Here is a 25,878-nt window from a genome sequence, read left to right as displayed (position 1 = left end):
TCGCCCGACAACGATTCGGGGGATCTGGACGACTTCAACCTAGACGGCTTCGGCGCCAGCGTCAAGGTGGGGCGGGAAAGGGCCGGATTCAGAAGTCGATCGCATCATCAAAGTCGCGTGCTGGCGCTCGCCGATCGGGCGGCGGATCTTGGCGCTTACGGGCACCAGGGCGCGCGCTCTTGGCGGTGATGACCGACTCAGCCAGCAAGGTCCATGACTCGCGTTCGGTGCCGTCCTTGCCGGTGTAGTGGCTCCGGGTCAGCTTGCCGATCGCGGCGACCATCTGCCCCTTCTCGGCTCTCAGCAGCGCCTCGCACTGGTGCCAGAAGGCCATCAGTGAGACCCACAGCGTTTCCGAGTCGCCATCCTCGGCACGCTGGCCAGTGACATCGACGGCGAGGTTGGCCAGCGCCATCGGCTTGCTGGTCTTCGTGGTCTTCTCGGTCGGATCGGCGGCCAGACGGCCATAGACGTTCGCCAGCATCATGAGTTGGTCTCCTGAAAACGGGTGCAGTGAATCTCGGCATCGGGCCACGGCCACAGCGAGCCGGGGCGCTTGGAGGCAGGCGCGGCGATGGTGCAGCGACCGAGACCACCAGAGGGATTGATGCGGTCAGGCGTCCAGTGGGCGCAGCGGGCACAGACAGCCTTGCCGGTGTCCGGCTGCGTCTCGGCGGTCGGCCAGTCGAACCGCTCGCGACCAGGGCGCTTGTCCGGGTCGTCCGGTCCAGGCAGGTAGCCCACACAGCGGTGAGGCGCGTCGATACCGGGCGGGTAGGTGTAGAACCGGCTGGTGTTCGGTATCTGCCCTCGCCGGGCCGCCCGACAGCCGCCATCGGCGTCCAAGTTCGCGCACTGGCGACAGGTGCGGCGCCCCGAGTCGGGATACTGGAAGTCAGGGTCAAAGCCATAGCTGACCAGGATCTCGCGTCGGGTCTGCGCGTCGGTCTCGCCGGTCGAGTCCATCCAGGCCACCAGCTCGCCATAGCTGGCTGTGGCCAACGGTGCCGGGGCGGCGGCGGGCGTCTCGTTCGCGGGCGTCTCGCTCGAAAAATGCGATTTTGAATGCCCGTTTGGGGAACTGACTAAACTGACTAAAGTCCCGTTTTGGGGTTTAGTCAGTTTTGTCAGTTCGGTATCCGGGCCTTGCTGTGCATTTTTCTCGACCGCGCAATCCGACGCGCAAGCGGGCGTAATCGGGACTTTAGTCAGTTTAGTCAGTTCCCTATTCGGGCTTTCAAAACTGCTTTTTTCCTTCAGCCGGTCGAGATACCGGGAGGCTAGAGCGGTCACGGCGACACCTCCACGGACAGCGGCGGCGACGGGAAAAAACTCAAAATTGCGCTTAGCCCGCAGGGTGCCGGAACTGACACATCGCGCAGTGGGGGGCGGGGTGCGGTCATGAGGCCACCTCCACAGCCGGTGAGACGGCGTAGAGCTTCGCTGGTGGGCGTCCGGTTCCCTTCCATTCGGGACTGACATCAATCAGCCAGTCGTACTCCTGAAGCAGGTCACAGGCACGGAGCACGGCATCCGAGTCGGCCAGCCCATGCCAGCCCTTGCGGTAGATGTCGCGCGCGGTGAACTTCTCGGGCAGCTCGCCCCGCCGAACCCGCGCCAGCAACAGGGACGCGGCGCCGGTCTCCGGGTGCTCGACGGCGTGATAGATGCGCCGCGCGTGCGGGGTCAGATAATCCAGCCATGCCAACGCCTTCAAGAGCGTGGTCTCGGAGACCGCGCGCGCGTCTGGATCGTCGGCAATGTGCAGGATCAGGGCCAGCTTGCCGACCAGTCCAGGGTACTTGCCGAAGTGCGCGCAGATCGGATCGCTTTCGGCGCCCTCGGCTTCGACTTGGCGCCGGTGGCGCATGAAGTCGGTGTACCACTCGACGAACAGCCCTTGAGCCTCGGGAGACAGCCGAACATAGGGCGGATCTTCGCCGAACTGATCGCGGTAGCCGATGGCCTCGGCGTCCAGGTTATCCGCACGCTCGAACAGCAGCCGGGCGCGTTCGCGGGCCGCTTGCGACGGGTGACGGTCCACATACTCGAAGCGCGCCGGGTCGGGCCAGACGGCCAATTGGAACCGCTGCAACAGACCATCGGCACGTTCGCCGGATGAGGCGCCCCGCACGTAGCGCGCCAGCGGGCCGGGCTGGATACCGCCGAAGACCGACAGCGCGAACTTGGGGATGTAGGTCGTGCCGCGCATGATGCGGTCGAACCGATACCCTTCGCGCCCCGACCAGCCCGACAGATACAGCCCGCGCGCGGTGGCGTTGCGCTCGTCTTCCAGCTCCACCAGCAGGGATGACAGCTCGTCGCGCTCCAGGAACAGCCCCACGGGGTTCTCGGCGAGCTTGACGCCAAGGGCTTCAGCGGTGGCGTTGCTGGTCCAGTAGGTGCGCTCGGGCGGCTTCTCGGGTGGCGGCGTGGTGTCGCGCGCGACGTTGGCGGCGGGGTCTTTCGCCAATTCCTTCGCGGCCTTCTTCTTGGCGATGTTCTTCCGCAGCTCGAAGTCTTCCATGTCCTGCTTGTAGCCCTGCATCGCGGCTTGGTGGCGCTCGTCGGCGGCGACCTGGAGCCACTTGAAGGGCTTCAGGGCTTGCTGAATCGCCGGGGACTTGAGCGCGGACGGCGGGCCGATGACGCAGCCCCAGACGTTGGCGTATTCGGTCCAGTCGTCTTTCTGCTTCAGCCGGATTCCGACTTGCCGACCGATCACGCTCCCGAGTGCAGACATGGCGGCTACGGCCGCGAAGTCCGGACGGAAGCGCGCGCGCTCGGCGGCATCCTCGACCCAGCCGCGCAGGTCATTGGGCAGGATCTCCAGCGGCAGATCAGGAACCGGGGGCAGCTTCGGGAGTGGTGTCGGGGCCGGGTATTCCTTGGCCTTCGCCTCGGCGCCAGCCGTTGCCCCGCTTGGGGGTTCGCCCTTTTCGCCCCGTTCGCCCGTGGTCTGGCGCGTGTGGCGTTCGCCCTCCTGCTCGTCCGGGCGGCGGGTCTTCTCGGCAGACCATGCGACGAACCGCGCACGTTCGGCGAACTGCTCAGGCGTCCAGCCGTCTGCAACGAGGTCGGCAGCATCCGCACCTTGAGGCAGATCCACGCCCAAGCTCGACAGGTCCAGCACCTCGACCGACTGCGCGCCAGCCTCCAGGATCAGCCGGGCGGCAGTCTGCGCGAAGTCGGCGCCGGGTTGGTCGGCATCCGGCCAGATCAGCACGCGCCGACCTTGGAGCGGCGACCAGTCCGACCGCTTCGGCGATTTGGCGCCGTTCATTGAGGCGATGTGAACGCAGTCCGGCCGCAGCAGGGCGGTGGCATCGCCGGCCTTCTCACCTTCGCAGAGGATGACGGGCGCTTCGGGCCGCGCGGCGAGCCGATCCAGCCCGTAGAGCGGACGCGGTTCGTCGGGCGCCTTCCAGATCCAGCCGTCCGGCGTCTGAGTGATCGGCCGAAACTCCTTCCCGGTCTCAGTCTCGAAGCGCATCACCACGCACAGGACATGCCCCTCTGCATCCAGGTAGTCCCATTGGGCCGATGGTGCCCCGAGCTTGGGGTGAGCGGTCGGGCGGGTTTTCATCGGTCTTGGTGCGGCCTTGGCGGGCTTGGGCGCGGTCTCGACCACCGGCACGGCTCCGAGCCATTCGGCCAGCGTCCGCGCGGCTTCGATTTGGCTGTCGTCGCCATCCAGATAGGCCACCAGGGCGACCAGATCCCCGCCCTTATCATCCGTGGCGAAGTCCGCCCACTTGCCGGTGCTGAGATTGACGGAGAAGGAGCCGGGCGTCTGGTCGGTGCGGGTCGGATTGACCGACACCCATTCGTGCCCTTGGCGCTTGCCCTCGGGCAGCCAGCGCCGACAGACCGCCTCGGACGCGGCCAGGGCGCGCGTGGCGGTGTCCTTGATGTCGATGCGCGGTTTGACCACGGGCGCTGGCTCTTCGCCAAGTCGATCCCGAATCGACTCGGACGCCTGGACCTCGACGAGGGGTGCATCGGCGGTTTTCCCCTCGTCGGGGGAGAAGCACGCCAACTCGACCGGCTCGTGCTGGTGCTCATATTCGGCCAGCCGTTCGAGATCGGTCTGAAGATCCGAATCAGCCTCCAGCTCGGCAGCCCGCGCGCTGATCTCGGCGCCCTGGGTGATGGCCTCGGCGAGGTCGAACGGGGCCGGGTCGGTGACGGAGTTATCCATAGACGCCTCGAACATATCCGCCGTCTCCCTGCAACGGCGCGGATCGGTGACGGTCTCACGCTCCGACTGTGGATAACTTTCACCCTCAGCGAGATCCTGGAGCGCGCGCCATTGCTCGGCGCTGAGCGTCTTCCCCCGGTATCCGGTCTTGGCGTGCGAGAAGTTTTGCTTCTTCATGCCGATGGCGTCTGCAATCGCAGCCTCAGACAGGGCGTCGCGGGCCTTGATGGTCTCGACCTGGGCACGGATGGCCTCGGGTGTGGGCGGTGCGATCGGCTCAGGCGGCTCCAGGTCGAACGCGGGCGCCTGGGCCTGGATCGAAGCACGGACCTCGGCTGGCAGCCGATCAGGATCGACAACGGGAGCCGCGGCCCCCTTGGGAATTGGGGCGTTCATCAACGGACCTCCCGGACGAACTCAAGATGGATGCGGTAGACAGCCGCCCGACCATTGTCGAACCGGACGCGGAACTCGCCAGAGCGCGTGCGGCCTGGAATGGTCCCGGTCTGGACGTGGGTCTTGCGGACGGCTTGAGCGGCAGCAGACGCCAGCCGGGTGGCGAGATCATCAGGGGCGGCGGGAACCGCCCCCGCTGTAGAGCGGGGACGTTGGCTCATGACTCGCGCCCTCCCTGCTCGATCGCGGCCTTCAGGTCGGTCTCAAGGCGCCCGTCCTCGAAGACGGTGGCCACGTGCGCATCCCAGTTGGGCGGATCGCACAGGCGCACCTCGACCGCACGGGGGAACAGGTGCGCGTGTGCTTCGTCCAGGGACTCGACACGAATCCACAGCGCTTTGAGCGTGGCGTCGATCACGGCCGAAACCGCGCGGTCGAGCCGTTCCTGTGCGGCGTCCCGCGCCGACTTGGCGGCGAGGTATTCGGCCATCAGGGCCGGATTGATCGTGGGGGCGCTCATCGTGCGGCCTCCTGCTTCTCAGCCTGCTTCAACCGGCGTTCCAAGATCGGACGAACGGCACGCTCGACGGCGGCGCGGAGTTCGTCGTCCAGCTCCAGATCGCCATAGCTCGACGCGAGCGAATGGGCCGATGACAGTTGCTTGCAGATCGCGTAGCTCCAACGGAAGCTTTCGGGCAGTTGGTCGCTCATGGCCGGGCCTCCTGCTCAGCGCCAGCGCGGTCCAGCTTGGCCAGCTCATCAGCCGCCATCTTGGCCATATCGCGCCAGACTTGGCGCATGGTCTCGGGATCTTCAGGCTTGGCTTCGGGCGCTGGTGCCGGTGCGGCTTGCTTCTCCAGACGCTCGATCGTGTTGCACGCGATCTGATCGGCCTCGCTCCAGGTGTTGGCGGTGCCGTACTTGACGACGAAATCATTGGCGTGGTTCACCACAAACCATTGGAAGGGGCCGGGCGCTGTGTGGTCGGACGGGGCGATGTAGTAGCCGAATCCGTCAGCAGGAGCGGACGGCTCCAGATCCTCAAGCGCGGCCTGGATCGATCCGAGCAGCCCGTGAGCCATGTCCAGCGAATAGACCGCGCTCAAGAGCAGGTGCGCGCCATCATCAATGCTGATCGAACAGGCGACACGACGGATAGTCCCGAGCGCCGCGTCCACGATGCAACCGGCCTCTTCAGCAGCGGTCGCCAACGGGATTCCAGCGCGGACGGCGAACAGATCGGCGTCGATGCTGGGGATGTAGGAGAAGCGGGTCTCGGGAGTTTTCATTGGTCGCCCTCCACGACATAGCGCAGGGTGCCATGCAGGTGCATCTGCGCCATGCGGACGGTCTCCAGCACGGCGTACAGCGTGCCGGTGTTGGCAAGGGCGCTGTCTTCGTCAGCTTCGATCTCGGTGACGAGGTGCTGAGCCAGCCCGACCGTGCGTGCCAAGTTGAAGGCAGCAAAGCGCAGCTCTTCGCGATGGAAGTTGGCGCGACGGCCAATGGCGGCATGGTCGATGGGGTTGGCGATTTGTTCGCCGGGGGTGTGGTCTTGCGGTTTCATGGTTTGGTTCTCGTTTCAGAGTTGAGAACCGACCATCACGGGCGGGATGGCACGCACAAGCGGACAGGTGCAGGCGCACCTTGCCACAGGTATACTTGTGCTTGCCGTCGTCCGGTTAGGTCGGACTTATCGCGGCTCCCTAACCGCCAAGAAAGGGAGCCGCGAACGGCAACACTCTAAGCTGATTTCAGATCCCTTTGCAACGCCCGAGCGACTGGTCCCCGCTCGGGCGTTGTCGTTTCTGGCCCACTTCCGGGCCTGCTTCTCGCGCCGTTGGGCGCGGATCTTTCGCGAACGTGTGGACATCGTGACGGCCCCCAATCAAGCGGCAGCCGTATGGCTATTGGTCAGCCACTCGATAAAGCGAGGGCGGACAATGAGCAGCATAGGGCGCTTACTGCTCGGGTTGATCTTCTTCTCGACCACGGCGCCGGACGCGAGCAATCCGTTCTCGCGACGATACCGCAGCCACCATTGCAGTTGCGCTTTGGTGGCTATTTTGTTGCGTTCGCACTCACGGGCGAAGTCGGGAAAGTGCGCGAAGTCCGTGAGACCCAGCGAAGAAGTGGTGGGGTTGATTGTCATGGCGCTATAGCCTCCTGTGTGTTGGAGGGTATAGCGTCACATTAAGCGCGGCAGGCAATCACGAAATGACTTCTGGTAAAGTCATTTCTTGACAAGCCAATTTTCTATGGTCCGTTCGGTAGTGTTGAACGCATACGCCAGCACTTGCTTGACCTTCGCTGGGGGATAACCCGAAAAAAAAAGGCGTGCCATCTGAGCGGCGCGTTCCTCTTTTACGTGCTGCTCTATAGGATCGCATCGGCCCTTTTTCAGTCGCATTGCTCGCAGCGATTCATTGTCGTCCCCGCTACGCGCCACACCACCGAGCGAAGCGGCCAGGAAACGCCTCAATCCATCAGGCATCTCTGCCCCATGCTCCAGACACAAGGAAGCCAGCGCATACAGCTCGCGCGCCGCAGTCGGAGAGGTATGTTTAGAGTTTCCTTGAGGGATCGTCGCCAGTTTCAGCCATTGCTCAATCAACCCGAAGTAGTCAAGCAACTGGATCAGCTCGGGGATGTGCTCGGGTTCGATGGGGATGAGTTTTGGCATGATGAGCTGATAGTTTTCCGCCCCGAATTGAGGTTTTGGAGCTTCCCGCAATGCCTTTTTGAACGCTTGAACCATACGCTTGTCTGCGTGTTTGGCGCGCTCTTGCAACTCATCGGCCAGTGGGATCAAAGCTGGATTGATTGTCACAGCTGCTTCCCCATCAACACACCAGACAGGGCGGTCTCCAGCAGGTCACGCGAATCCTCGGCGACCAGATGCACATAGCGTGCAGTCAGTCCGGGGCCGGATCGGTGCCCGAGAATGGCGGCGATTTGGAACGCAGATGCACCGGCCTTGGCCAGATAGGAGCCGCACGAATGGCGAAGATCATGGATGCGCAGGTTCTCGACCTGGGCGATCTCCTTGGCCGCGTTCCAGGCTTTGTCGATCGGCGGGCTGGTGTCGCGCTTGGCCGATGGAAAGACACGCGGATCATCCAGGCGCCGGACCTTGGCGCGCTCGATCAGCAGGGCGCGGACCTCACCGAGCAGAGGGACACGCCGGTCATCCCCGTTCTTGGTCTCGCGCAGCAGGATCGATCCGCCTTTCAGATCCACGTCGCGCCATTCCAGTCCCAGCAACTCGCCGCGACGGGCGCCCGTGGCCAGCGCCAGCCGGACGAACAGTCCGAGATCGCGCCAGACGGTCGATTGGTCGCACGCCTCCAGCAGACGCGCGCGCTCGTCATCCTCCAGGACGCGACCGAACCGGCTGTTGTTCTCCTTGCGCTGACGGATACCCGCTGCCGGATTGATCTTGATCCCATACCAGCCCGCATCGATCGCGGCCTTGTAGAGCGTCCCGATCGCCGTCTTGTAGCGGTTCAGCGTGGCCGGTGAACGCTTGCGGTCGGTCTCCGTGACCTTGCAACCTCCCTGCTTGGCCGTGCCCTCGGCCAGATGCGCCAGACCATCGCGCAGCGTGTCGTCGTTGAACTCAGACAGCAGCCGGTCGCCATACTGATCGCGCCACCACGCCATGCGGGCCGGCAAGGTCGTGTCCTTGCCCTGATAGCTGTCCATGTAGCGGTCGATCAGGTCGGCCAGAGTGTGGCGGCGCAGTTCCCCGCCAAGGATCTTGGCCCAGCGGTCGAAATCAGCCTCCACCTTGGCGGCGAAGGCGTCGGCGTCTTTCTTGGTGCGGAAGTATTCGACGAATCGCTGACCCTTGCGCCGGATGCTGACTTGCCAGGGTTTGGCGCGATTGTCGAACTTGCGAATCGATGCCATAGCGCGCCCCGTTTGGTGTGTTGCGTTGGGCGCTAGTGTAGCGTCGTTTTTTGAGTAGTGCGCTCAAATTGCGCTCAAATCGGGGATCTTGGCTCAGGCTTGGCGGGGCGATGCTCTTGCAAGTGCCTGATTCTATTGGCGGAGAGGGAGGGATTCGAACCCCCGGACCCTTTCGAGTCAACGGTTTTCAAGACCGCCGCTTTCGACCGCTCAGCCACCTCTCCGAAGGATGGAGCGCTCGACGAGCGCCCCAGCGATGCGGGACGGCAATCATAGCGCATGACTCGCGACGACCCAAGCACTTCATGCGCCGGCGCAGTCAATGCATCAGGCTGCACACCATCATCCTCGAAAGCGCTTATGCTTGAAGCAGGGATTCCAGCCAACCTACTGCACTGAGAGGTGTGTCATGGAAATCGGCTCAGTCCACATTCAACCGATGAAACCCAGCCAGCCGGCCGCGCCCACCCCGCCGCCCGGAGGCAACATCGAGAACCGGCAGCCGCCGCCAGAACCTTCGCCGCCGACGCCGCCTTCGCGACCGAGCGCGGAGAGTACGAGTCAATCCGGCATCGATGTCTACGCCTGAGCCGGCTCGATGCACTCAGGCGCCATCGGCTCGACGCCGGTCGGCTCGGCGATCAGCAGGCCGGCCGCCGCGTCGAGTCCCGTGATCCGCACCTGTATCAAACTCCCCTCCCCGATCGGCGCCGTTGAATGCACATGCGCCGGCAGATAGTTGGGCGTGTAGCCCGATCTTGGCCGTCCCTCGAACGCATCGGGCAGACGCTCATGCAGCAGCATCACCGTCTTGCCGATCTGATCGCGCAGGATCTGGAGCCGCGAGCGGTGCGCCAGCGACTCCAGTTCACCGACACGTCTCCGGCGCGTGCGCGCGTCCACCGGATTCGCAAAGCCGGCCGCCGGCGTACCCGGACGCGGCGAATAGCCGAAGACATGGATGTGCCCGAAACGCAGCGACTCGGCCAGTTCGAATGTCTGACGCCAGTCGTCGTCGTCCTCGCCGGGGAAGCCGACGATGATATCGGTGGTGAGATTGAGATCCGGGATCGCCGCCCGCGCCCCCTCGACCAAGCGGATGTATTCATCGCGCTTGCAGCGGCGCGCCATGCGTCTGAGCACCCGATCCGAACCGCTCTGGAGCGGCAGATGCAGATGCGGCATCAGCCGCCGGTCGGCGAACAGCGACCAGAAGCGCTCGGGCAGATCCCAGGGTTCCAGCGAGCCGAGACGCAGACGCGGAATCGCCGTCTCGTTCAACAGGCGCTCGATCAGGTGCGTCAGATCCGTCCCGAGATCGGCGCCATAGCCGCCGAGATGCACGCCGGTCAGCACGACTTCCCGGATACCTGCATCCTGAAAGCGCTCGACCTCGCGCACGATCTCCGGCAGCGGACGGCTGCGCTCCGGGCCGCGCGCCTGGGTGGTGACGCAGAAGGTGCACTGATAGCGGCATCCGTCCTGGATCTTGACGAAGGCCCGCTGACGTCCGCGCGCAAAGAGCGGTGCGGCCAGATCCATTGCGTGAGTTGCTGCGGGACTCGGCGGGGCCGCCTCGCGGCCGAGCGCGGCGAGCACGATCTCGACCAGCCGATCCTTGTCGCGGTTGACGACGATGAGTCCCTCGGACAGTTCCGCTGACGACGCGGGCGGCGTGGATGCCGGGAGCAGCGAGGACAGAGGAAACGTCTGAGCCGCACCGGCACGGGCGGCGTCCCCGTCGAGCGAGACCAGACAGCCGCTGACGATCAGGCGCGCCCCCGGATGACGCCGCTGGGCACGCCGCAGGATCTGGCGCGACTTGCGCACCGCCTCGCCCGTGACGGCACAGGTATTGACCACGATCAGCTCGGCCGGAGCCGTCTCGTCCTCGACGATCGTGAATCCGCGCGCCTGGAAGTCACGCGCCCAGGATTCCAGCTCGGCCTCGTTGAGCCGGCAGCCGAGTGTCTGGAGCCGGACGCGCATCGCCGGTCCGATCAGGCCAGCGCCGCCCGCCCCGCCGAGGGCACGCTGGGCGCCGGCGGCGGAGTCGGCGAGCTTTGATGCACCAGCAGCCGCCAGCCATCCGCCGCACGCCGAAAGACATGGGTGGCATAGAGCGGCGGGGGCAGCGGCACACCGGGCTGGAACTGATCGGCCTGGATCTGCGGCCGTTCCTCGACCAGATGCACCGCCAGATCGCCCTCCTCGATCCAGAGCAGATGCCTGACCTGGAGATCGAAGCCCCGCCCCTGTTCGAAGAGGATGCGCCACAGGCGCCCGACCTGCTCGCCGACGGCCAGAGGCGTCATCGGCAGCAGGCAGAAGATCGCGTCCGAGTCGGCCCAGACCGAGGCCATGGCCTCGGCATCGCCGGCTTCGAGCGCGTCATAGTAGGCGTCCTCGACGTCCTGAGGGGTCTCGAAGCGCATGCCCGAACTCACCAGCGCCCGCCGCGCCAGGCATCGGCGACTCTGGGCACGCGGATCAGGATGCGACCGTCCTCGACCTCGCGCGTCATGCCGGCCAGATTGGCATCCGGCGGCAGCCCCACGCGCCGACCGCTGGTGTCGCGCGAGATGCTGTAACGGCTCTGATAGCCGTCACCACCCGGCAGGGTGTCGTTCTGGCTGAAGCGGACCGTGGCACTGTGCGTGATGACCAGACCGCGACCGGCCGGGCGGATCTCGACCTGATCCGGCTGGATGTTCTGGAGTTGGATCTCGATCAGATAAGCGTCATCGGTGGCGCGGCGCGTGAGGCTCAGACGCGGCCAGGCCGGACGCTCGCGGGGCGCCATCCGCTCAGCGGCGCCCTGAGGCGGCCAGGGCGCCGATTCGAATCCAGCCGGTGGCGCCGGCATCTCAGGGGCGGCATAGGGAGCCGCCGGCCAGTTGGCGCCGCCCTCCGCAGGCGTCGACCAGGGCGCGGGCGGAACGGGCGGTCCGTAGGCTCCCGGATAACCGGCATAGGGCGCGGGTTCAGCGACGCCCGGCGCATAGGGGCCATAGGGCGTCCAGGCTTGAGCCAGGACCAGGGTCGGCAGGAACGCGGACAGGGCCACGGCGGTGACGGTGATTCGACGCATGATGGACTCCCGGATTCGAGTTCACGAAGGCTTGAAGATGGACGGACAGACCGCGCTGCCAGTATAAGGCGACTTGCACCAAAATTCGCCACCCCCAGCGACGACCCGAACAGCGGCCCCCGAACATGCTCACCGACGCCCTCACCCATCTGCTCGCCACCACCGACTTCGCCTGGAGCCGCCCCGCGCCCGAGGCGCCGCGCCCGACCAACATCCAGTGGCGCGCCGATGCCTGTGACGACGGTTCCATCCTCTTCTTCCAGCGCTTCGACGATGGCCTGACGGACAGCGAGATCCACCGGCGCTACTTCGCCGGACGACGCTTCGCGACCCTCGTCACCAACCGTCCGCTGGACTGTTTCGACCGGATGCCCGGCGTCGCGCTCCATGTCACCCGCCCGGACGACTGGACCGAGGTCGTGCGCCGGTTCTGTGATGTCGTCTATCCGCTCGCGCCCGGTGCGCTGCGCTTCATCGGTGTCACGGGCACCAACGGCAAGACGACGACCGTGAAGTATCTGGAATCCATCCTCGCCGCGCATGGCCGACGGGTGCTGTCGATCGGCACGCTCGGCGTCTTCCTCGATGGCGTGCGCCAGATCGAGACCGGCTTCACCTCACCGCCGCTGATCGAGCTGCGCCGGCTGCTGCACGCCCATCAGGATCAGGCCGACGTGGTGGTGATGGAGGCCAGCAGCCATGCGCTCGACCAGGGGCGCGTCGCGGGTATCCCATTCCAGGACGCCGGCTGGACCAACTTCACCCTGGACCATCTCGACTATCACCGCGACGAGGCCAGCTATTTCGCCGCCAAGGCGCGTCTGCTCGATCTGATCCAGCCCGGCGGACGGCTCTACTGCACCAGCCGCGCCGTGGCCGATCGACTCGCCGCACGCGGCCCGACGCCGGTTCCGGTCGAGGTGCTGGAGCCGGCCCGGCTCCCGCCCGAGGCGATCGCGGCCAAGCCCTTCCTCGCCCTCGCGCACAATCGCGCCAACTATGCGCTGGCGGTCGCTCTGGCCGAGCGCGTGCTCGGTGCCCTGCCGGATGACGCAACACGCCAACACTGGCGCCATCTCCAGCCAGTCGACGGACGCTTCGACTGCCGCGTCCACGGCAACCGCGCCATCGTCATCGACTTCGCCCACACCCCGGACGCGCTCGACACCATCCTCGGCGCCATCCGCGACGGCTTCCCCGACGCGCGCGTGGTCACGCTCTTCGGCTGCGGCGGCGATCGCGACCGCTTCAAGCGTCCGCTGATGGGCGCGGCCGTCGCCCGCCACTCGGACGCGATCATCGTCACCTCAGACAACCCGCGCCATGAGCCGCCCGAGCGCATCATCGACGACATCCTGACCGGATTCCCCGAAGGCCAGGACTACAGCGTCGTCGTCGACCGCGCCGAGGCCATCGCCCGGCTCTTCGACCAGCTCGCCGCCCGTCCGGATTATGAACCCTGGGTCGCGCTCATCGCCGGCAAGGGCCATGAGCGCTATATCGATCGCGACGGGCACAAGACGCCCTACAGCGATCAGGAACAGGTCGAGCGGAATCTCCAGCGGCTCGGCTGGACATCGGCCTCCTGACCGAAGCGAGGCACACGCGATCCATGCGCCGGCTCTACTCCATCCCCAGCGGTCTGATCCTCGGTATCCTGCTGGCGCTCCTGCTCCCCCAGGGCGCGCCCACTGTCGCCTGGATCGGGCAGATCTTCCTGTCGCTGCTCAAGCTCCTGATCCTGCCGCTGATCCTGGTCTCCATCTATGCCTCGCTTGCCGGCGGGCGGGATCTGCGTCATATCGGCGGGCGCGCCCTGCTCTATTACCTGATCACTTCCTGCATCGCCGCCATGCTCGGCACCGGAATCGGGCTGACCTTCTCGCAGAACGTCCCGATCGGTCTGCTCGACCTGGAGCCGGTGGCGCCGGACGGTGCGGCCTTCAGTCTGGAGCGCCTGATCGCCAACCTGATCCCGACCAACCTCTTCGCCTCACTGGCCGAGGGCAACATCCTGCACATCGTCGTCGTGGCGGTGCTAGCGGCGCTGGCCTCGCGCCGGTTGCAGACCGACCAGCGCGACACCCTGCTCGGCGGCGCACGGGCGCTCGACGCGCTCCTGATGCAGCTGCTCGCCGGCATTCTGACCCTGGCCCCGATCGGCATCGCCGCCCTGGTCTATACCAGTCTCGCCGTCATGGACTGGGCCGAGATCCTGCGCCTGCACGCCTTCGTCTGGGCGGTGGCGCTGGCAGCCGGACTCCATGCGCTGGTCGTCCTGCCCCTGCTCTATCACCTGCTCACCGGGCGCGCACCCTGGCGTCTGGCGCTCGCCTGCCGCGAACCGCTGCTGACGGCGCTCTCGACCGCCTCCAGCTCGGCGACCTATCCGGTCTCCAAGCGGGCGCTGGAACGCTTCGGCGTGCCTGAACGCATCACCAGCCTGACCCTGCCGCTGGGCGCCACGCTCAACATGGACGGCTCGGCGCTCTATCAGTCGATCCTGCTGATCTTCATGTCGCAGCTGGCGGGCGTGGATCTCACGCTGTGGCAGGCACTGTTCATCGTGCTGCTGACCATGGCCTCCTCCGCCGGAACCGCCGGGATCCCCGGCGGCGGCATCGCCATGATGGCCTTCATGCTGGATCTGCTGGGACTGCCCCAGACCTATCTGGCGCTCTATCTGGTCGTCGACCGTTTCTTCGACTATCCGATCACAACCATCAACGTCTGGAGCGATCTGGTGGTCGCGGCCGGCCTGTCTAAGGACTCTCCCGGCCAAGCGTCCGGCTCATCGTGACAGGAGTGAATCCATCCGGCACGAACTCGTCCGCCGGAATGGGGTGATTGAATAGGAACCCCTGCATCGCGTCGCATCCCTCACGCGCCAGGAAGGCGAATTGCTCCTCGGTCTCCACCCCTTCGGCGACCAGCCGCAGACCGAGTCCGTGTCCCAGACCGATGATGGTGCGGATCAGGAGTTCGGTGTTGGGTTCGCGTCCGATCTCGCGAATGAAGGCCCGGTCGATCTTGAGCGTGTCGATCGGCAGATGCTTGAGCACGGCGAGCGAGGAATAGCCGGTCCCGAAGTCGTCGATGGCCACCCGCATCCCCTGTTCGCGCAAACGCGCCAGGGTGTCGAGCAGACGTGAGTCGCGCGCCAAAAGCAGACTCTCGGTGACATCCAGCTCGATGGTTCCGGGCGGACAGGCGCGCGCGAGCCGGAACAGCCGATCGATCAGACCGCGATCGCTGAACTGGGTATCCGAGAGGTTGATCGAGAGCGGCAGGACAGGCCCCTGGTTCGACCAGTGGGCGAGCTGACGCCCGACCTCTGAGATCACCCAGGCGCCGATGGGCAGGATCAGCCCCGACTCGTTGGCGATCGCGAGGAAGCGCTCGGGGTCCAGCAACCCCTGCTCGCGGTCCTCCCAGCGCAACAGCGCCTCCAGCGCGATGGGCGCGCGCGTGCGGCTGTCGAGGATGGGTTGATAATGGAGCCTGAACTCATCCCGTTCGAGCGCGCGGCGCAGGCGCGCCTCGGTCTCCAGCCGCTGCCGGGCTCGCTGGCCCATGGACGCGGTGAAGAAACGATAGGTGTCGCGCCCCTTGAGCTTGGCGGCATAGAGCGCGGTGTCGGCGTGCTTGAGCAGGGTCTCGGGCGTGTCCCCATCGTCGGGACTCAGGGCGATGCCGATGGACGCCGTGCAGACGAGCGAATGGCCGGCGAGCCGGAAGGGCTGACGGAATTTGTTCAGGATGGCGTCGGCGACCCGCATGGCGACGCGCTCGGCATCGCGCCCCTTGAGGATCAGGGTCAGCTCATCGCCGCCGAGCCGGGCGATGGTACTGGCGAAGCCGATGCCCTGGGGCTTGAGCGCGGCGCCGACCTCGTCGACGGCGTCCTGCAGGCGCTGCGCGGCCACACGCAGCAACTCGTCGCCGATGCCGTGCCCGAGCGAGTCGTTGACGCGCTTGAAGCGATCCAGATCCAGGCACAGCAGCGCCAGCCGATCGTCGCGCCGGCGCGCGCGGGTCAGGGCGCGCGCCAGATCCAGATTGAAACGGTGGCGATTGGCCAGTCCGGTGAGGTTGTCCTGATAGGCCAGTTGCTGGATGACGCGCTGGCGACGCTGACGCTCGGTCATGTCGCGCAGCAGCAGGATGATCTGATCGGCGTCGATGGCGATGAGACGCGCCTCGAAGACGCGCGCCTCGCCACGCTCGTCGGTCACTTCGATCTCCAGTTCGCGCACGCCATGCTCGACCAGGGTCGCGGCGAGTTCACGCCGAATGAGGGCGCAGGCCGACTCGGGCAGCACGTCGGAGAGGGTCGAGGCGCCCGACTCGGGTCGCGCACGCACCGCCCCCGGCAGCCAGCCCGATTTGAACTGCAACACCCGGCCCTGACTGTCGAGCCGCAGCAGCGCGTCTGGGATGGCCGCGATCAGGGCGCTCTGGCTGGCCTCGCTGCGGTGCAGGGCGGCCAGGGTGTCACGCCCGCGCAGCAGATAGCGGATGCGGTGCAGCAGCAGGGGCCAGTCGAGCGGCTTGACCTGGAAGTCGGTGGCGCCGGACTCGTAGGCGTGCTCGATGGCCGCCAGATCCTCGCCCTCGATCACGGCCAGGATGGGGGCCAGTTCCAGGCCGGCACAGTGACGCAGCCGCCGGCAGATCCCGTGACCATCCAGCCCAGGCGCCATGAGATCGAGCAGGATCAGGTCCGGGCGCCGGCGCGCGACCGACTCCAGGGCGCCGCGTTCGTCATGGGCGACGACGAACCGCAGTCCACGCTGCTCCAGCATCTCGCGCACCCTGGATTCGAGTTCCGGATCCGTGTCGACCATCAGGATCAAGGGGGACTCGGACGACTCGATCCGCTCCTGGTCCGGCGGGCCGCTCGTCCCGCGCTGGAGCGAGGCGTCGAGTGGTTCGGCTGTCGGGGCCGACGGCGTCGAATCGGCGTCGTCGAGTGCGGCAAGGGCCTCGCGGCTCTGGGTCAGGACCGCCTCGAGCGTCGTAATGGCCTCGTCGCGCATCTGTGGCGTCAGCGCCGACTCGGGCAGGTGTTCCAGGCGCTCGCACAGTCTGGCCAGACGCGCCAGACCGAGCGTCGCGGCACTCGCCCCCAGGGCGCGCGCGGCCTCGGCCAGAGAGACGGATCGCCCCGTCTCCAGGTCCGAGCGGATCGCGGCACTCAGTCCGGGTTCGGCCTCGAGGAAACCGCCGATCAAGCGCGCCGCCAAGGCCCGGCCCGCCTCGGCATCGAGCGCGCGCACGGTCGCAAGCGGCCCAGGCTCCAGGATCGGCCAGTCCATGAAGGCGTCGAGCCCGGTCGATGAGTGGTGCATCGGCCCCGGCACGACCTCGGACCCGGACGCACTCGCGACTCCCGCCGAACGCCGGGGCGACCAGCGTTCGAGCATCGCCTGCAAGGCACGCCGCGACAGCGGCTTGGTCAGATAGTCGTCCATGCCGGCGGCGCGACAGCGTTCCTGGTCGCCTTCCATGGCATGGGCGGTCAGGGCGATGATGGGCAGCCGGCTGCGGGTCTCGCCCTCCTGGAGCCGGATGCGCCGTGCCGCTTCGTAGCCATCCATGAGCGGCATCTTGCAATCCATGAGCACCAGATCGAAGGACTCGCGGCTCAACGCCTCGATCGCGGCCTGACCATCGAACACGATGCGCGCCTCACAGCCGAGCGATCTGAGCATGGCCGCGACCGTGTCCTGGTTGATGGCGTTGTCGTCGGCGACCAGCACCCGGAGTCCGAGTCCCTCGGGATCGGACGCCGTGGATGGCGCGTCTTCGGGTCTCCAGGATTCGACGGGGTCTGACTCGGCCCCGTTGCCGGTCAGGGCGGCGACCAGGGAGGCGCGGGTGACAGGCTTGGTCAGTCGGGCCGAGACCGCGAGCCGGGCGGCCTGCTCGTCGCGCCAGCCCGGTCTGCTCGGCGCCAGCAACAGGCGTCGTAGCGTCGCCAGCGCCGGTTCGGCCTGGACCGAGCGCTCCGAGAGCAGCGGCTCCAGCCCCTTGATCCGCGCATCCACGAGCAGCACCGCGAAGGGCGCCAGCACCTCGGCGGCCGCGCGTGCGGTCGTGCGTGCCGTCTCGGCCTCGCTACAGCGCGTCACGCTCAATCCCAGTTCGTTCAACCGTGCGTCCAGCACCTCGGCGACCGGCCCCTCGGGGGCGACCAGGAGCGCCCGGTGTCCGGCCAGGGACGCCTCGGGCCGCTGGGCCGGACGCTCGGGAGAGACTGCCGTCAGCGGCAATTCGATCCAGGCGAGCCTCCCATCCAGCGCCGGCGGCTCGCACAGCAGTCGCCCGCCCATGCGCTCGACCCAGGCACGCGCGACGGTCAGGCCCAGACCCGAACCGGCGGCGCCCCCGGTCCAGGCGCCCTCGGAGCCGACCGGACGCTGGAATCCGGCCGTCTGGCTGGCGTGGACCTCGACGCGCAACACAGACCCGGCCGACCAGAGCGCGCGCATCACCAGCTCACCCGCGGCCGTCAGATCGATCAGATCCTCGATCAGATAGCGCAGGAGCCGCTTGAAGCGCCCCGGATCACCGCGCACGCGCCAGGGCAGATCCGGCGCGAGATCGCCGGCGAGTTCCAGCCCCGCGTCCTCGGCGTGCTCGGCGGCGGCCGCGAGCACCTCATCGATCGCCTCCAGGAGCGGAAACTCGAGATCCGCCAACCGGATCTGGTCGGTCTCGATGCGGGTGAGATCCAGCACGTCGCGGATCACATCCTGCAGGCGTCGGCCGGCGCGGGTCAGGGTCTCGACATAGCCGCGCTGCTCGGCGTCGAGTCGTGTCCCCATGAGCAGTTCGCTCATGCCGAGGACGCCATTCAACTGTGTATGGAGCGCATGACTCAGATCCGCCAGGGACGAGGAACCAGGGCCAGGCGTTTGGGATGCGGGAGTGTTCAAGTTTCAGATCCTTTGTGTCTTCCAGCGACTCAAGATCGCCGCCAGAGCATCGAGCCTGAGTGGTTTGGAGAGATGATCGTCCATGCCGGCAGCGATGACCCGCTCGCGATCGCCGGCCATGGCCTGGGCGGTCACGGCGATGATCGGCACGCGGCGCCCGAGCGACGATTCCAGTGCGCGCACACGCCGGGTGGCCTCATAGCCGTCCATGACGGGCATCTGACAGTCCATCAGGACGAGATCACAGTGACGGTGCGCGAAGCTCTCCACGAGACCCGAGCCATTGGAATGGAGTTCCACCTCACAGCCGAGCACCCGCAGCATGCCCTCGATCACATGCTGATTGACCGGGTCGTCCTCGGCCACCAGGACGCGCAACCCGAGGGGTGACCGGCGAACCGCCCCCCCATCCTGTCCGATCGCGCGGCGAGCTTTGATGATAGCACCCAGTCGAGCGCGCAGATCAGCCCCCGTCGACGAAATGCGAGCCAAGGGCAGCCAGTCCCAGCCCCTGTCCGCCGAATCGGCGCGTGCGTCCGCCGTCAGTCGCAGTGTGACCGGCGTGCGCTCGATCAGCTCGCGCAGCAGGCGCCCGGCCGGGCTCGTCGGGTCCGGCAACTGGCTCTGTTCCAGGATCAGCACCTCGAAGGCCCGTCCACGCGCCGCGCACGTGAGCGCGGATTCGAGCGCCCCGGCCAGATGCTCCCGGCGTTCGCACGGCATCCCGAGCGCGCCGAGCAGAGGCTCCACACGGGCGGTGAGTGCCGGATCACGCACCAGCAGCAGTGTCTGGAGACCGGCGAAACGTCCATCGTCGTCATCCGGTCGCGGCGTGCTCGCCTCGAGCGCCAGCTCGACCCGGAATACCGAGCCGCGCCCCGGCTCACTCTCGACGCCGATGGTTCCGCCCATCAACTCGACGAGCTGACGACAGATGGACAGACCGAGTCCGGCGCCGCCATAGCGGCGCGTGGTCGAGACCTCGGCCTGCGTGAAGCGCTCGAACAGCCGCGCGCACTGCTCGGGCGTGAGTCCGATGCCGGTGTCGCGCACCGCGATCGCCAGACGCACCCCGGACTCGGTGCACTCCAGACAGTCCAGGGTCACGGACACCCGCCCCCGTTCGGTGAACTTGAGGGCGTTGGAGACCAGATTGGTCAGGATCTGACGCAATCGGCCCGGATCGCCGCGCAACCGTGGCGGCAGCTCGGGATCCAGATCGAGCACGAATTCCAGCCCCTTGCGCTGGGCCGCCTCGGACAGCGGCTCCAGAGCCAGCTCGAAGGTCTCGCGCGGATCGAAGTCGAGTCGCTCCAGCTCGAGCCGTCCGGCCTCGATGCGCGAGAGATCCAGGATGTCGCCGATGAGGCGCATCAAGGCCGCCGCCGAGTCCTGGATGACGCGCGTGCAGTCGCGTTGAGCGGCGTTCAGCGCGCTCTCGCCGAGCAGCTCGGCCATGCCGATGATGCCGTTCATCGGCGTGCGGATCTCGTGGCTCATGTTGGCCAGGAAGTGCGACTTGGCCTGATTGGCCCGCTCGGCCGCGTCGCGGGCCTCGCGCAGGTCGGCGTCGCGCTGCTCGATGCGCTCCAGCATGGCATCGAAGGCGCGTGTCAGCTTGGCCAGCTCGTCGGAGCCGCTCGCCCCCAGACGGACCCGATAGTCCTCGTCGCGGGTGATGCGCTCCATGGCCGAGGCCACCTCGGCGATCGGCTGCGAGATCAGGCGGTGCAGCCGGGAGGCCAGCAGGAAGGCCAGCCCCAGTCCGCCCATGAACACCGCCAGGGCCAGCCAGACCTGGAGCCAGATCCGTCGTGTCAGATCCGCCGTATCGTATTGCAGATCCATGTGGCCCAGCGGCTTGCCGTTGACCCGCACGTCCAGTCGCACGTCCAGATAGCCCGGCTGGAAGCGCGTCCTCGGTTCGCTGCCGGGCGGACGGCGTTCGCCGTCCGTCTCAAGCGCGCGTCGTTCGTCCGTCTCGATGCGCTCCAGGAGCGCCCGATGGCGCGGGTCCGAACTCCGATAACGCGCGAAGAGCACACCGGCGCGATCCTGGATCCGGATACCGACGACGCCCCCTTCGCTGCCCAGCGCGGCCAGGATTTCTTCAGCCCCTGGTCCATCCTGGAAGGCCAGGGCCGCCGAGGTGCTGATGCTCGCCACCCGCGTCAGGGCCGTGACCCGCTCGACCAGCGCCCCGCGCCGCTCGCGGATGTCGGCGATCACGACCAGCAGCGCCAGGACCAGTAGCACCAGGGTGCTCACCAGCATCACCACGGCGATGACCTTGCCGCGCATGGACAGATGGCCGAAGCGGTGCCTCAAGGGTAGGATCCTCCGATGTATGTGTATATCGGACGCGGCGAAAACCAAGCGCCCTCTCCGGGGCGAATTCTATAGAATGATGCCGGACACGGCTCAGACGAGGTGATCGGGATGCGACCGCACGGCTTCGGGACACTCATCGGCTTGATCCTGCTCGGCCTCCTGGCGTGCGTCCCGGCGCTCGCCGAGTCAGACCTTGCCCGGACATCCGGGACGCGACTCTGGACCGCACCGCTCGACCCCCGGCCCGGTCAGCCGCTGGAGGTCTTCGCGGTGGCGGCCGATGGGTCGCTGGACGAACTGAGGGTGACGGATCCGGCGGGTCGCACACAGCGGCTGCGCGCGCTCGCGGCGGGCGGACCGCCCTGGAGTCTCTACGGCACCGTCTTTCGTCCCGAGCGCGGCCTCTACCGTATCGAGGCGAGCCGCTACGGCCAGATCGTCGCGCGCACTGAGGTCGACGTCGGCGGCGGCAGCAGCGATCGCGGCAGCGATCGCGGCAGCGGTCAGTGGGATCCGGCCGCCGAGGCGCTCTATTCGGCCTGGATCGAGCACCTGTTCAACGCCCCGCCCGATCAGACGCTGAGCTTCGAGTCGCTCACGCCCGTACTGAGCGACCCGGCACAGAACTTCCTGTTCAACTATCTCGGCGCCAACGAAGACAACCAACTGCGCGCCGAACCGGACTGCGCCGACCTGCCCTATTATCTGCGCACCTATTTCGCCTGGAAGCTCGGACTGCCGATCGCCTATCGCGCCTGCAACCGAGGTAGCCGCACCAGTCCGCCGCGCTGTGAGGCGCCCATCGTCGACACCCGCTTCGTCGGCGCCCGCGCCCCGATCAGCGCCTTCCGCGAGGCCACGCGCCGGCTGGTCGATACCGTGCATTCGGGCAGCGCACGCACCGCACTGAACGCCGAGGCCACGGACGTCTATCCGGTCGAACTCAGCCGCGAGGCGCTCCGGCCCGGCACCCTCTATGCCGATCCCTATGGTCATGTCCTGATCCTGGTCAAGTGGCTGCCGGGCGACGGACGGACCGCCGGGCGGCTGCTCGCGGTCGATGCCCAGCCGGACAACTCGGTGGCGCGCAAACGCTATTGGGAGGGCAACTTTCTCTTCGCCCAGACGGCGAGCGCCGGTCCCGGCTTCAAGGCGTTCCGTCCGCTGACGCCCAGCGGCTCGGGCTGGCGGCCGCTGTCCAACGCCGAACTCGACGGGCGTTCCGGGCATCCGGCCTTTTCGCTGGAACAGGCCGGCCTCGACCCCGATGCCTTCCATGCGCGCGTCGACGCGATCATCAATCCGCGCGGACTCGATCCCGTCGCCGCCTACGACTCGGTGCTGGAGGCGCTGATGGAGCAGCTGGAGACCCGTGTCAGCTCGGTCGACACCGGCGAGCGTTACATGCGCGAGCATCCGGGCACGGTCGTGCCCATGCCGAGCGGCCCGGCGATCTTCGAGACCATCGGCCCCTGGGAGGACTACGCGACCCCCTCGCGCGACATGCGGCTGCTGATCGCGCTGAAGGTGGTCGCGGGACTGCCGGAGCGCATCCGCCGCCACCCCGAACTCTATGCGCTCTCCGGCGAGAGCGCGCTCAGTGCGGCCGATCGGGTCGAACGTCTGCACGAGCAGCGCCTCGACACGCGCGCCATCGACTATACGCGCAGCGACGGCAGCCCCTGGCGCCTGAGCCTGCGCGAACTCTATGCCCGACGCGCCAACCTGGAGGTCGGCTACAATCCGAACGATTGTGTCGAGATCCGCTGGGGCGCGACCCCGGGCAGCGCCGAGGCCGCGACCTGCCGCCGTCGGGCGCCCTCGGATCAGCAGACGCGGATGGAGCAGTATCGCGACTGGTTCCGCGAGACCACACGACCACCGCGCTGAGAGGATCCCAATGCGCCCTTCACAGACCGAGCCCCGGCCCCAGCGCCGACCGACCAACACAGTCCCCGCCACACGCGCGGCTCATCGCGCACTGTTCCTGAGCCTGAGCCTGAGCCTGATGCTCGCCTCCTGCGCGACGCCGCCCGAATCGCTCGGCCCGGACGGGCGCACGGGCACCTGGATCGGGCAACCCATCGGCGCACCGCCGGCGCCGAATCCGGCACTCAAGCGCGCCATCATCGCCCGCGCCGAGCAGGAATGGGCCTACTTCGGCCGGCAGGAGGTCGTCTTCAAGGGCACGGTGGAGAGCATCCCGCTCGTCGGCGACTGGGAAGACGACGGACCTCGTCAGAGCAGCAGAGTCAACACCTACTGGCGCGCGGTCGGCGAGTCCAGGCTGACCGGGATGGATTGCCGGCAACCCTGGTCGGCGGCCTTCATCGGCTGGATCATGCGCCACGCGGGCGTCCCGGAGCATCAGTTCCGGCCCTCGATCGCCCATTGGAGCTATCTGGCCGATCTGATCGCATCCGCGGATCGGCCCGGACGCTATTTCGTGCCGCGTCGCCTCCAGGACTACAGCCCCGAGCCCGGCGACCTGATCTGCGCCTATCGCGCGCCATCGCGCGTGGCCATGATCGACGGCTATGTCCGTGCCGGCGCCCTCACCGGGGTCAGGGCGCATTGCGATCTCGTGACCGGCAAGCAGGGCCGGACCCTGGAGGTCATCGGCGGCAACGTGCGCAACTCGGTCTCCAAGGTCCGGCTCGAACTCGACGGACGGGGGCGCCTGCAACCCTTTCCACGGCGTCCCTGGTTCCTGATCATGCAGAATCGGCTGTGATCCATGTCTCGACTGTCCAACCCTGTCCCACCCAGCACCAGGCGCGCACGATCGCCCTGGATCCGGTCCATCGGGAGAACATCCATGTTTCGATTCGCCGCCATCGCCACCCTGGCCGCGTCCGCCCTGATCGGCGGCTGCCTGCCGCCGCCGCCCGGCTATTTCGGCTCCTTCGCCACGCCGGTCACGCCCGATGAATACGGACGGCGTCTGTGCCGCCATCTGGAGCTGGAGGACTACTCGGCCTGTCTGAGCGAGGTGCTCGACTACTTCGAGGAATCCAGGCCCAACGACCTGCCCTACGGCCGCAACTCCAACGCCGGGCCGATCGCTCTGGTCCTGGATCGACGGGTCTATCTTGGTCGCTACGACGGCTCGCCCCTGGTGACGAGTTTTCGCGTCACCCACGGCAACCAGTCCTGCCAAGGCGGCTATGACGCCTTCGCCGGCTCGACCGACGCCATCCTCGATGTCCAGTGCTCCGATGGACGCCGTGGTCGCGCCGATCTGACCTCGGCCCTCGACGGACGCAACGGCATCGGAGTGCTCAAACTGGAGGACGGCGCCCAGGCCGAGATCGTCTTCGGCTATACGGCGCTGGGTCAGGCCGAGCCCTACCCCTATGTGCACTGGACTCCGCCGGCGGACTAACCCGAGACGCCGCCCCGCAGCTGCTGGGTGAGTTTCTGGATCTCGCGCTGCATCTCCAGGCTCTCGAAGGGCCGCAGCGCGGGCGCCTGGCGGTTCATCAGCCCTTCCAGCAGCAACTGGCTGGAACGCACCAGCCCGACCAGCTCGCCGGAGACGCGCACCGTCTCATAGGTGTTCCAGGCGGCGGCGATGTCCTGCTCCAGCTCCGCCCGCGCCTGACGCACCTGCGCGGCCTGATCGACCAGATACTGGCGATAGAAGCCGGCGGCCTGGAGCGTGAGCTGCTGGGCCTGGAGATTGCCTTCCAGCAGCGCGCGCCGGTCGGGCGACTCGCGCAGGAGGCGCTCGGTGTCGGCGGCGAGCGTCTGGGTCTGGCCGACGATGTCGTCGATCTGAGGCAGATAGCGCTCGTCGATCGCCTCCTCGATCTGGACGTGCATGCGGTCGAGCGACTTGAGCAGCACCACATAGAGTCCGTAGTAGCGTCGTGCGCTCTGCAAGTCCTCGCCGCTCTGCTCCAGCAGCTGCTCCAGTTGCAGGGTGATGGCTTTCACGTTGTCGAACAGGATGCCGAGATCGACCAGATTGTCGCCGACCACGGTCGAGAGCAGCAGGTCGAGCTGCTCGTCCTCCAGCTTCAGTCCGATGGCGCGCAGCGACTGGGCGAACTCGCGCTTGAGGGCGTCGATCTCCTGGGTGGCGCGCCGGATGTCGGACTCGCGCGCGGTGATGAGGGCGTCATAGTCGGCGACCGTCTTCTTGAAGGTCGACTCGGTCGGGGCCGTGACCCGTTTCTGACGATGGTCGGCGATCTCGGCGCGCCAGCGGACGATCTGCTCCTGTTGGGTCTGGATGCGATCACGGTATTGGAGCGCCGGCGAGACCGAGAGGATCGCGACCGCCTCGTCGAGTAGGGCGTCGATCTCGACCCGGTTGGCCTTCTGGTCGAGACCGAACCAAGCGCTCTCCGGCAGCGTCTGGTGACGCTGCTCCAGGAGTAGCGCCTGATCGAGCGTCGGCATGGCCTGCTGCCAGATGCGATTGAAGTCCGGCTCCTGGTCTTCGATCAGACCGCGCGCGTCGCGCATCGCCTGCCCGGCCAGATCGCGCGATTGCTCCCACCAACCGGCCGCGCGTTCGCGCGTCTGGGACCAGAGATCGGCGCTCGCGCCGGTGTCAGTGGAATCCGGCGTCTGCGCGCCGGCTGCTGGAATCGAGATCAGAAGACCGAGCGCCAGCGCACCGAGGAGTCGTGTCGAGTCGTGTGACATGGCCAGGCCTCTCGCCGCGAGGTGGATGGATGTGCCCTATCTTCGCATGGAACGCCGATGCTCGCGTACTGCTCTCAAAGCCTCGACGAAGGAGTCACCCACGGGCGCGACTGGGACGATCTCGTCCGACAGAGACCCGGCCAGGTGCGATGAATGCTGGCATGGCCGGTGCAACGCGGTTATGATTCGCGGTTCTCGATTTCAATCCGTTCAGGTACTCAAGGGTCTGCGCGACCCGAGCGCCCGCCATCCGGCGCCCTCACGGCCTGTTCGCTGAAGTCTGATCACCCTGGATCGAGCGGCTTCGGTCATCCCGAAACCCCAGCGGCCAAGACAGACCCCGCGTTCGA

22 protein-coding genes and 1 tRNA gene are annotated in these 25,878 nt (G+C 67.0%); 5 read left to right on the top strand and 18 right to left on the bottom strand.

Translation table 11 applies throughout. From position 1 onward, the window contains the following. Nucleotides 1-88: 88 nt before the first annotated feature. From HW932_RS00230 to HW932_RS00160, 15 genes are all read right to left on the bottom strand, one after another. Nucleotides 89-487, bottom strand: a complete 399-nt coding sequence (locus HW932_RS00230) for a single-stranded DNA-binding protein (protein ID WP_176974495.1) — start codon at nucleotides 485-487, stop codon at nucleotides 89-91. Then, on the bottom strand, nucleotides 484-1,293 hold the full coding sequence (locus HW932_RS00225) for a hypothetical protein (protein ID WP_176974494.1): 810 nt from the start codon (nucleotides 1,291-1,293) through the stop codon (nucleotides 484-486). The genes HW932_RS00230 and HW932_RS00225 overlap by 4 nt, the downstream gene beginning before the upstream one ends. A gap of 106 nt (nucleotides 1,294-1,399) precedes the next feature. After that, nucleotides 1,400-4,597 (bottom strand): DUF3987 domain-containing protein, encoded by a 3,198-nt coding sequence (locus HW932_RS00220; RefSeq protein WP_176974493.1) that lies wholly within the window; start codon nucleotides 4,595-4,597, stop codon nucleotides 1,400-1,402. Then, nucleotides 4,597-4,818: a hypothetical protein gene (locus tag HW932_RS00215; RefSeq protein WP_176974492.1), complete on the bottom strand. Its 222-nt coding sequence runs from the start codon at nucleotides 4,816-4,818 to the stop codon at nucleotides 4,597-4,599. Before HW932_RS00215 ends, HW932_RS00220 begins: the two co-directional genes overlap by 1 nt. Continuing rightward, nucleotides 4,815-5,117, bottom strand: coding sequence for a Rossmann-fold NAD(P)-binding domain-containing protein (locus HW932_RS00210; RefSeq protein ID WP_176974491.1), 303 nt, complete (start codon nucleotides 5,115-5,117; stop codon nucleotides 4,815-4,817). The genes HW932_RS00215 and HW932_RS00210 overlap by 4 nt, the downstream gene beginning before the upstream one ends. Further along, the gene (locus tag HW932_RS00205) at nucleotides 5,114-5,308 is read right to left on the bottom strand and encodes a hypothetical protein (protein ID WP_222932171.1); all 195 of its coding nucleotides are present in this window, start codon (nucleotides 5,306-5,308) and stop codon (nucleotides 5,114-5,116) included. Before HW932_RS00205 ends, HW932_RS00210 begins: the two co-directional genes overlap by 4 nt. Next, complete coding sequence (locus HW932_RS00200) at nucleotides 5,305-5,886, bottom strand: DUF3077 domain-containing protein (protein WP_176974490.1); 582 nt, start codon at nucleotides 5,884-5,886, stop codon at nucleotides 5,305-5,307. Before HW932_RS00200 ends, HW932_RS00205 begins: the two co-directional genes overlap by 4 nt. Further along, a complete protein-coding gene (locus HW932_RS00195; RefSeq protein ID WP_176974489.1) occupies nucleotides 5,883-6,164 on the bottom strand; it encodes a hypothetical protein in 282 nt (93 codons plus the stop codon). The genes HW932_RS00200 and HW932_RS00195 overlap by 4 nt, the downstream gene beginning before the upstream one ends. A 321-nt stretch (nucleotides 6,165-6,485) precedes the next feature. Further along, a complete protein-coding gene (locus HW932_RS00190) occupies nucleotides 6,486-6,749 on the bottom strand; it encodes a hypothetical protein (protein ID WP_176974488.1) in 264 nt (87 codons plus the stop codon). Nucleotides 6,750-6,830: 81 nt separating this feature from the next. Beyond that, entirely contained in the window at nucleotides 6,831-7,427 is a 597-nt protein-coding gene (locus HW932_RS00185) for a hypothetical protein (RefSeq protein ID WP_176974487.1), read from the bottom strand. After that, nucleotides 7,424-8,509, bottom strand: a complete 1,086-nt coding sequence (locus tag HW932_RS00180; RefSeq protein WP_176974486.1) for a tyrosine-type recombinase/integrase — start codon at nucleotides 8,507-8,509, stop codon at nucleotides 7,424-7,426. The genes HW932_RS00185 and HW932_RS00180 overlap by 4 nt, the downstream gene beginning before the upstream one ends. A gap of 136 nt (nucleotides 8,510-8,645) precedes the next feature. Beyond that, nucleotides 8,646-8,733: transfer RNA gene (locus HW932_RS00175), tRNA-Ser, on the bottom strand. A 355-nt stretch (nucleotides 8,734-9,088) separates the two neighbouring features. Then, on the bottom strand, nucleotides 9,089-10,498 hold the full coding sequence (gene mtaB, locus HW932_RS00170) for a tRNA (N(6)-L-threonylcarbamoyladenosine(37)-C(2))-methylthiotransferase MtaB (RefSeq protein ID WP_176974485.1): 1,410 nt from the start codon (nucleotides 10,496-10,498) through the stop codon (nucleotides 9,089-9,091). An 11-nt stretch (nucleotides 10,499-10,509) separates the two neighbouring features. After that, nucleotides 10,510-10,944 carry a YybH family protein gene (locus tag HW932_RS00165; RefSeq protein WP_176974484.1) on the bottom strand — a complete coding sequence of 145 codons (435 nt, stop codon included), beginning with the start codon at nucleotides 10,942-10,944 and terminating at the stop codon, nucleotides 10,510-10,512. Nucleotides 10,945-10,952: 8 nt separating this feature from the next. Further along, nucleotides 10,953-11,600, bottom strand: coding sequence for an Hsp20/alpha crystallin family protein (locus HW932_RS00160; protein ID WP_176974483.1), 648 nt, complete (start codon nucleotides 11,598-11,600; stop codon nucleotides 10,953-10,955). A 125-nt stretch (nucleotides 11,601-11,725) separates the two neighbouring features. On the opposite strand from HW932_RS00160, the gene HW932_RS00155 reads away from it, so the two are divergent. Both HW932_RS00155 and HW932_RS00150 read left to right on the top strand, forming a co-directional pair. After that, nucleotides 11,726-13,189 carry a Mur ligase family protein gene (locus tag HW932_RS00155; RefSeq protein WP_176974482.1) on the top strand — a complete coding sequence of 488 codons (1,464 nt, stop codon included), beginning with the start codon at nucleotides 11,726-11,728 and terminating at the stop codon, nucleotides 13,187-13,189. A 23-nt stretch (nucleotides 13,190-13,212) separates the two neighbouring features. Beyond that, nucleotides 13,213-14,400 carry a dicarboxylate/amino acid:cation symporter gene (locus tag HW932_RS00150; RefSeq protein WP_176974481.1) on the top strand — a complete coding sequence of 396 codons (1,188 nt, stop codon included), beginning with the start codon at nucleotides 13,213-13,215 and terminating at the stop codon, nucleotides 14,398-14,400. Here the strand turns inward: HW932_RS00150 and HW932_RS00145 are convergent. Beyond that, the gene (locus HW932_RS00145) at nucleotides 14,363-18,541 is read right to left on the bottom strand and encodes an EAL domain-containing protein (protein WP_176974480.1); all 4,179 of its coding nucleotides are present in this window, start codon (nucleotides 18,539-18,541) and stop codon (nucleotides 14,363-14,365) included. The genes HW932_RS00150 and HW932_RS00145 overlap by 38 nt on opposite strands. A gap of 3 nt (nucleotides 18,542-18,544) precedes the next feature. Further along, nucleotides 18,545-20,869 (bottom strand): ATP-binding protein, encoded by a 2,325-nt coding sequence (locus HW932_RS00140; protein ID WP_176974479.1) that lies wholly within the window; start codon nucleotides 20,867-20,869, stop codon nucleotides 18,545-18,547. Between the two features lie 111 nt (nucleotides 20,870-20,980). Here HW932_RS00140 and HW932_RS00135 point away from each other — a divergent pair, with 111 nt between their 5' ends. From HW932_RS00135 to HW932_RS00125, 3 genes are all read left to right on the top strand, one after another. Then, a complete protein-coding gene (locus HW932_RS00135) occupies nucleotides 20,981-22,762 on the top strand; it encodes a hypothetical protein (RefSeq protein ID WP_176974478.1) in 1,782 nt (593 codons plus the stop codon). A 10-nt stretch (nucleotides 22,763-22,772) separates the two neighbouring features. Further along, nucleotides 22,773-23,606, top strand: a complete 834-nt coding sequence (locus HW932_RS00130; RefSeq protein ID WP_176974477.1) for a DUF2272 domain-containing protein — start codon at nucleotides 22,773-22,775, stop codon at nucleotides 23,604-23,606. A gap of 84 nt (nucleotides 23,607-23,690) precedes the next feature. Further along, on the top strand, nucleotides 23,691-24,257 hold the full coding sequence (locus HW932_RS00125; RefSeq protein ID WP_176974476.1) for a hypothetical protein: 567 nt from the start codon (nucleotides 23,691-23,693) through the stop codon (nucleotides 24,255-24,257). On the opposite strand, the gene HW932_RS00120 is transcribed toward HW932_RS00125, so the two are convergent. Further along, nucleotides 24,254-25,528, bottom strand: a complete 1,275-nt coding sequence (locus HW932_RS00120) for a hypothetical protein (protein ID WP_176974475.1) — start codon at nucleotides 25,526-25,528, stop codon at nucleotides 24,254-24,256. The two genes, HW932_RS00125 and HW932_RS00120, sit on opposite strands and share 4 nt — an antisense overlap. Nucleotides 25,529-25,878 lie beyond the last annotated feature (350 nt).

Source organism: Allochromatium humboldtianum (genome assembly GCF_013385175.1).
GTDB classification, from domain to species: Bacteria; Pseudomonadota; Gammaproteobacteria; order Chromatiales; family Chromatiaceae; genus Thermochromatium; species Thermochromatium humboldtianum.
Note: the sequence above shows the minus strand (reverse complement) of the source record. Positions and strands in the feature narration are given on the sequence as shown.

Coding starts and splice junctions, on each gene's coding strand:
- HW932_RS00230 (WP_176974495.1), bottom strand. CDS start 487: ATGATGCTGGCGAACGTCTATGGCCGTCTGGCCGCCGATCCGACCGAG.
- HW932_RS00220 (WP_176974493.1), bottom strand. CDS start 4,597: ATGAACGCCCCAATTCCCAAGGGGGCCGCGGCTCCCGTTGTCGATCCT.
- HW932_RS00215 (WP_176974492.1), bottom strand. CDS start 4,818: ATGAGCCAACGTCCCCGCTCTACAGCGGGGGCGGTTCCCGCCGCCCCT.
- HW932_RS00210 (WP_176974491.1), bottom strand. CDS start 5,117: ATGAGCGCCCCCACGATCAATCCGGCCCTGATGGCCGAATACCTCGCC.
- HW932_RS00205 (WP_222932171.1), bottom strand. CDS start 5,308: ATGAGCGACCAACTGCCCGAAAGCTTCCGTTGGAGCTACGCGATCTGC.
- HW932_RS00200 (WP_176974490.1), bottom strand. CDS start 5,886: ATGAAAACTCCCGAGACCCGCTTCTCCTACATCCCCAGCATCGACGCC.
- HW932_RS00195 (WP_176974489.1), bottom strand. CDS start 6,164: ATGAAACCGCAAGACCACACCCCCGGCGAACAAATCGCCAACCCCATC.
- HW932_RS00190 (WP_176974488.1), bottom strand. CDS start 6,749: ATGACAATCAACCCCACCACTTCTTCGCTGGGTCTCACGGACTTCGCG.
- HW932_RS00180 (WP_176974486.1), bottom strand. CDS start 8,509: ATGGCATCGATTCGCAAGTTCGACAATCGCGCCAAACCCTGGCAAGTC.
- mtaB (WP_176974485.1), bottom strand. CDS start 10,498: ATGCGCGTCCGGCTCCAGACACTCGGCTGCCGGCTCAACGAGGCCGAG.
- HW932_RS00165 (WP_176974484.1), bottom strand. CDS start 10,944: ATGCGCTTCGAGACCCCTCAGGACGTCGAGGACGCCTACTATGACGCG.
- HW932_RS00160 (WP_176974483.1), bottom strand. CDS start 11,600: ATGCGTCGAATCACCGTCACCGCCGTGGCCCTGTCCGCGTTCCTGCCG.
- HW932_RS00155 (WP_176974482.1), top strand. CDS start 11,726: ATGCTCACCGACGCCCTCACCCATCTGCTCGCCACCACCGACTTCGCC.
- HW932_RS00150 (WP_176974481.1), top strand. CDS start 13,213: ATGCGCCGGCTCTACTCCATCCCCAGCGGTCTGATCCTCGGTATCCTG.
- HW932_RS00135 (WP_176974478.1), top strand. CDS start 20,981: ATGCGACCGCACGGCTTCGGGACACTCATCGGCTTGATCCTGCTCGGC.
- HW932_RS00130 (WP_176974477.1), top strand. CDS start 22,773: ATGCGCCCTTCACAGACCGAGCCCCGGCCCCAGCGCCGACCGACCAAC.
- HW932_RS00125 (WP_176974476.1), top strand. CDS start 23,691: ATGTTTCGATTCGCCGCCATCGCCACCCTGGCCGCGTCCGCCCTGATC.
- HW932_RS00120 (WP_176974475.1), bottom strand. CDS start 25,528: ATGTCACACGACTCGACACGACTCCTCGGTGCGCTGGCGCTCGGTCTT.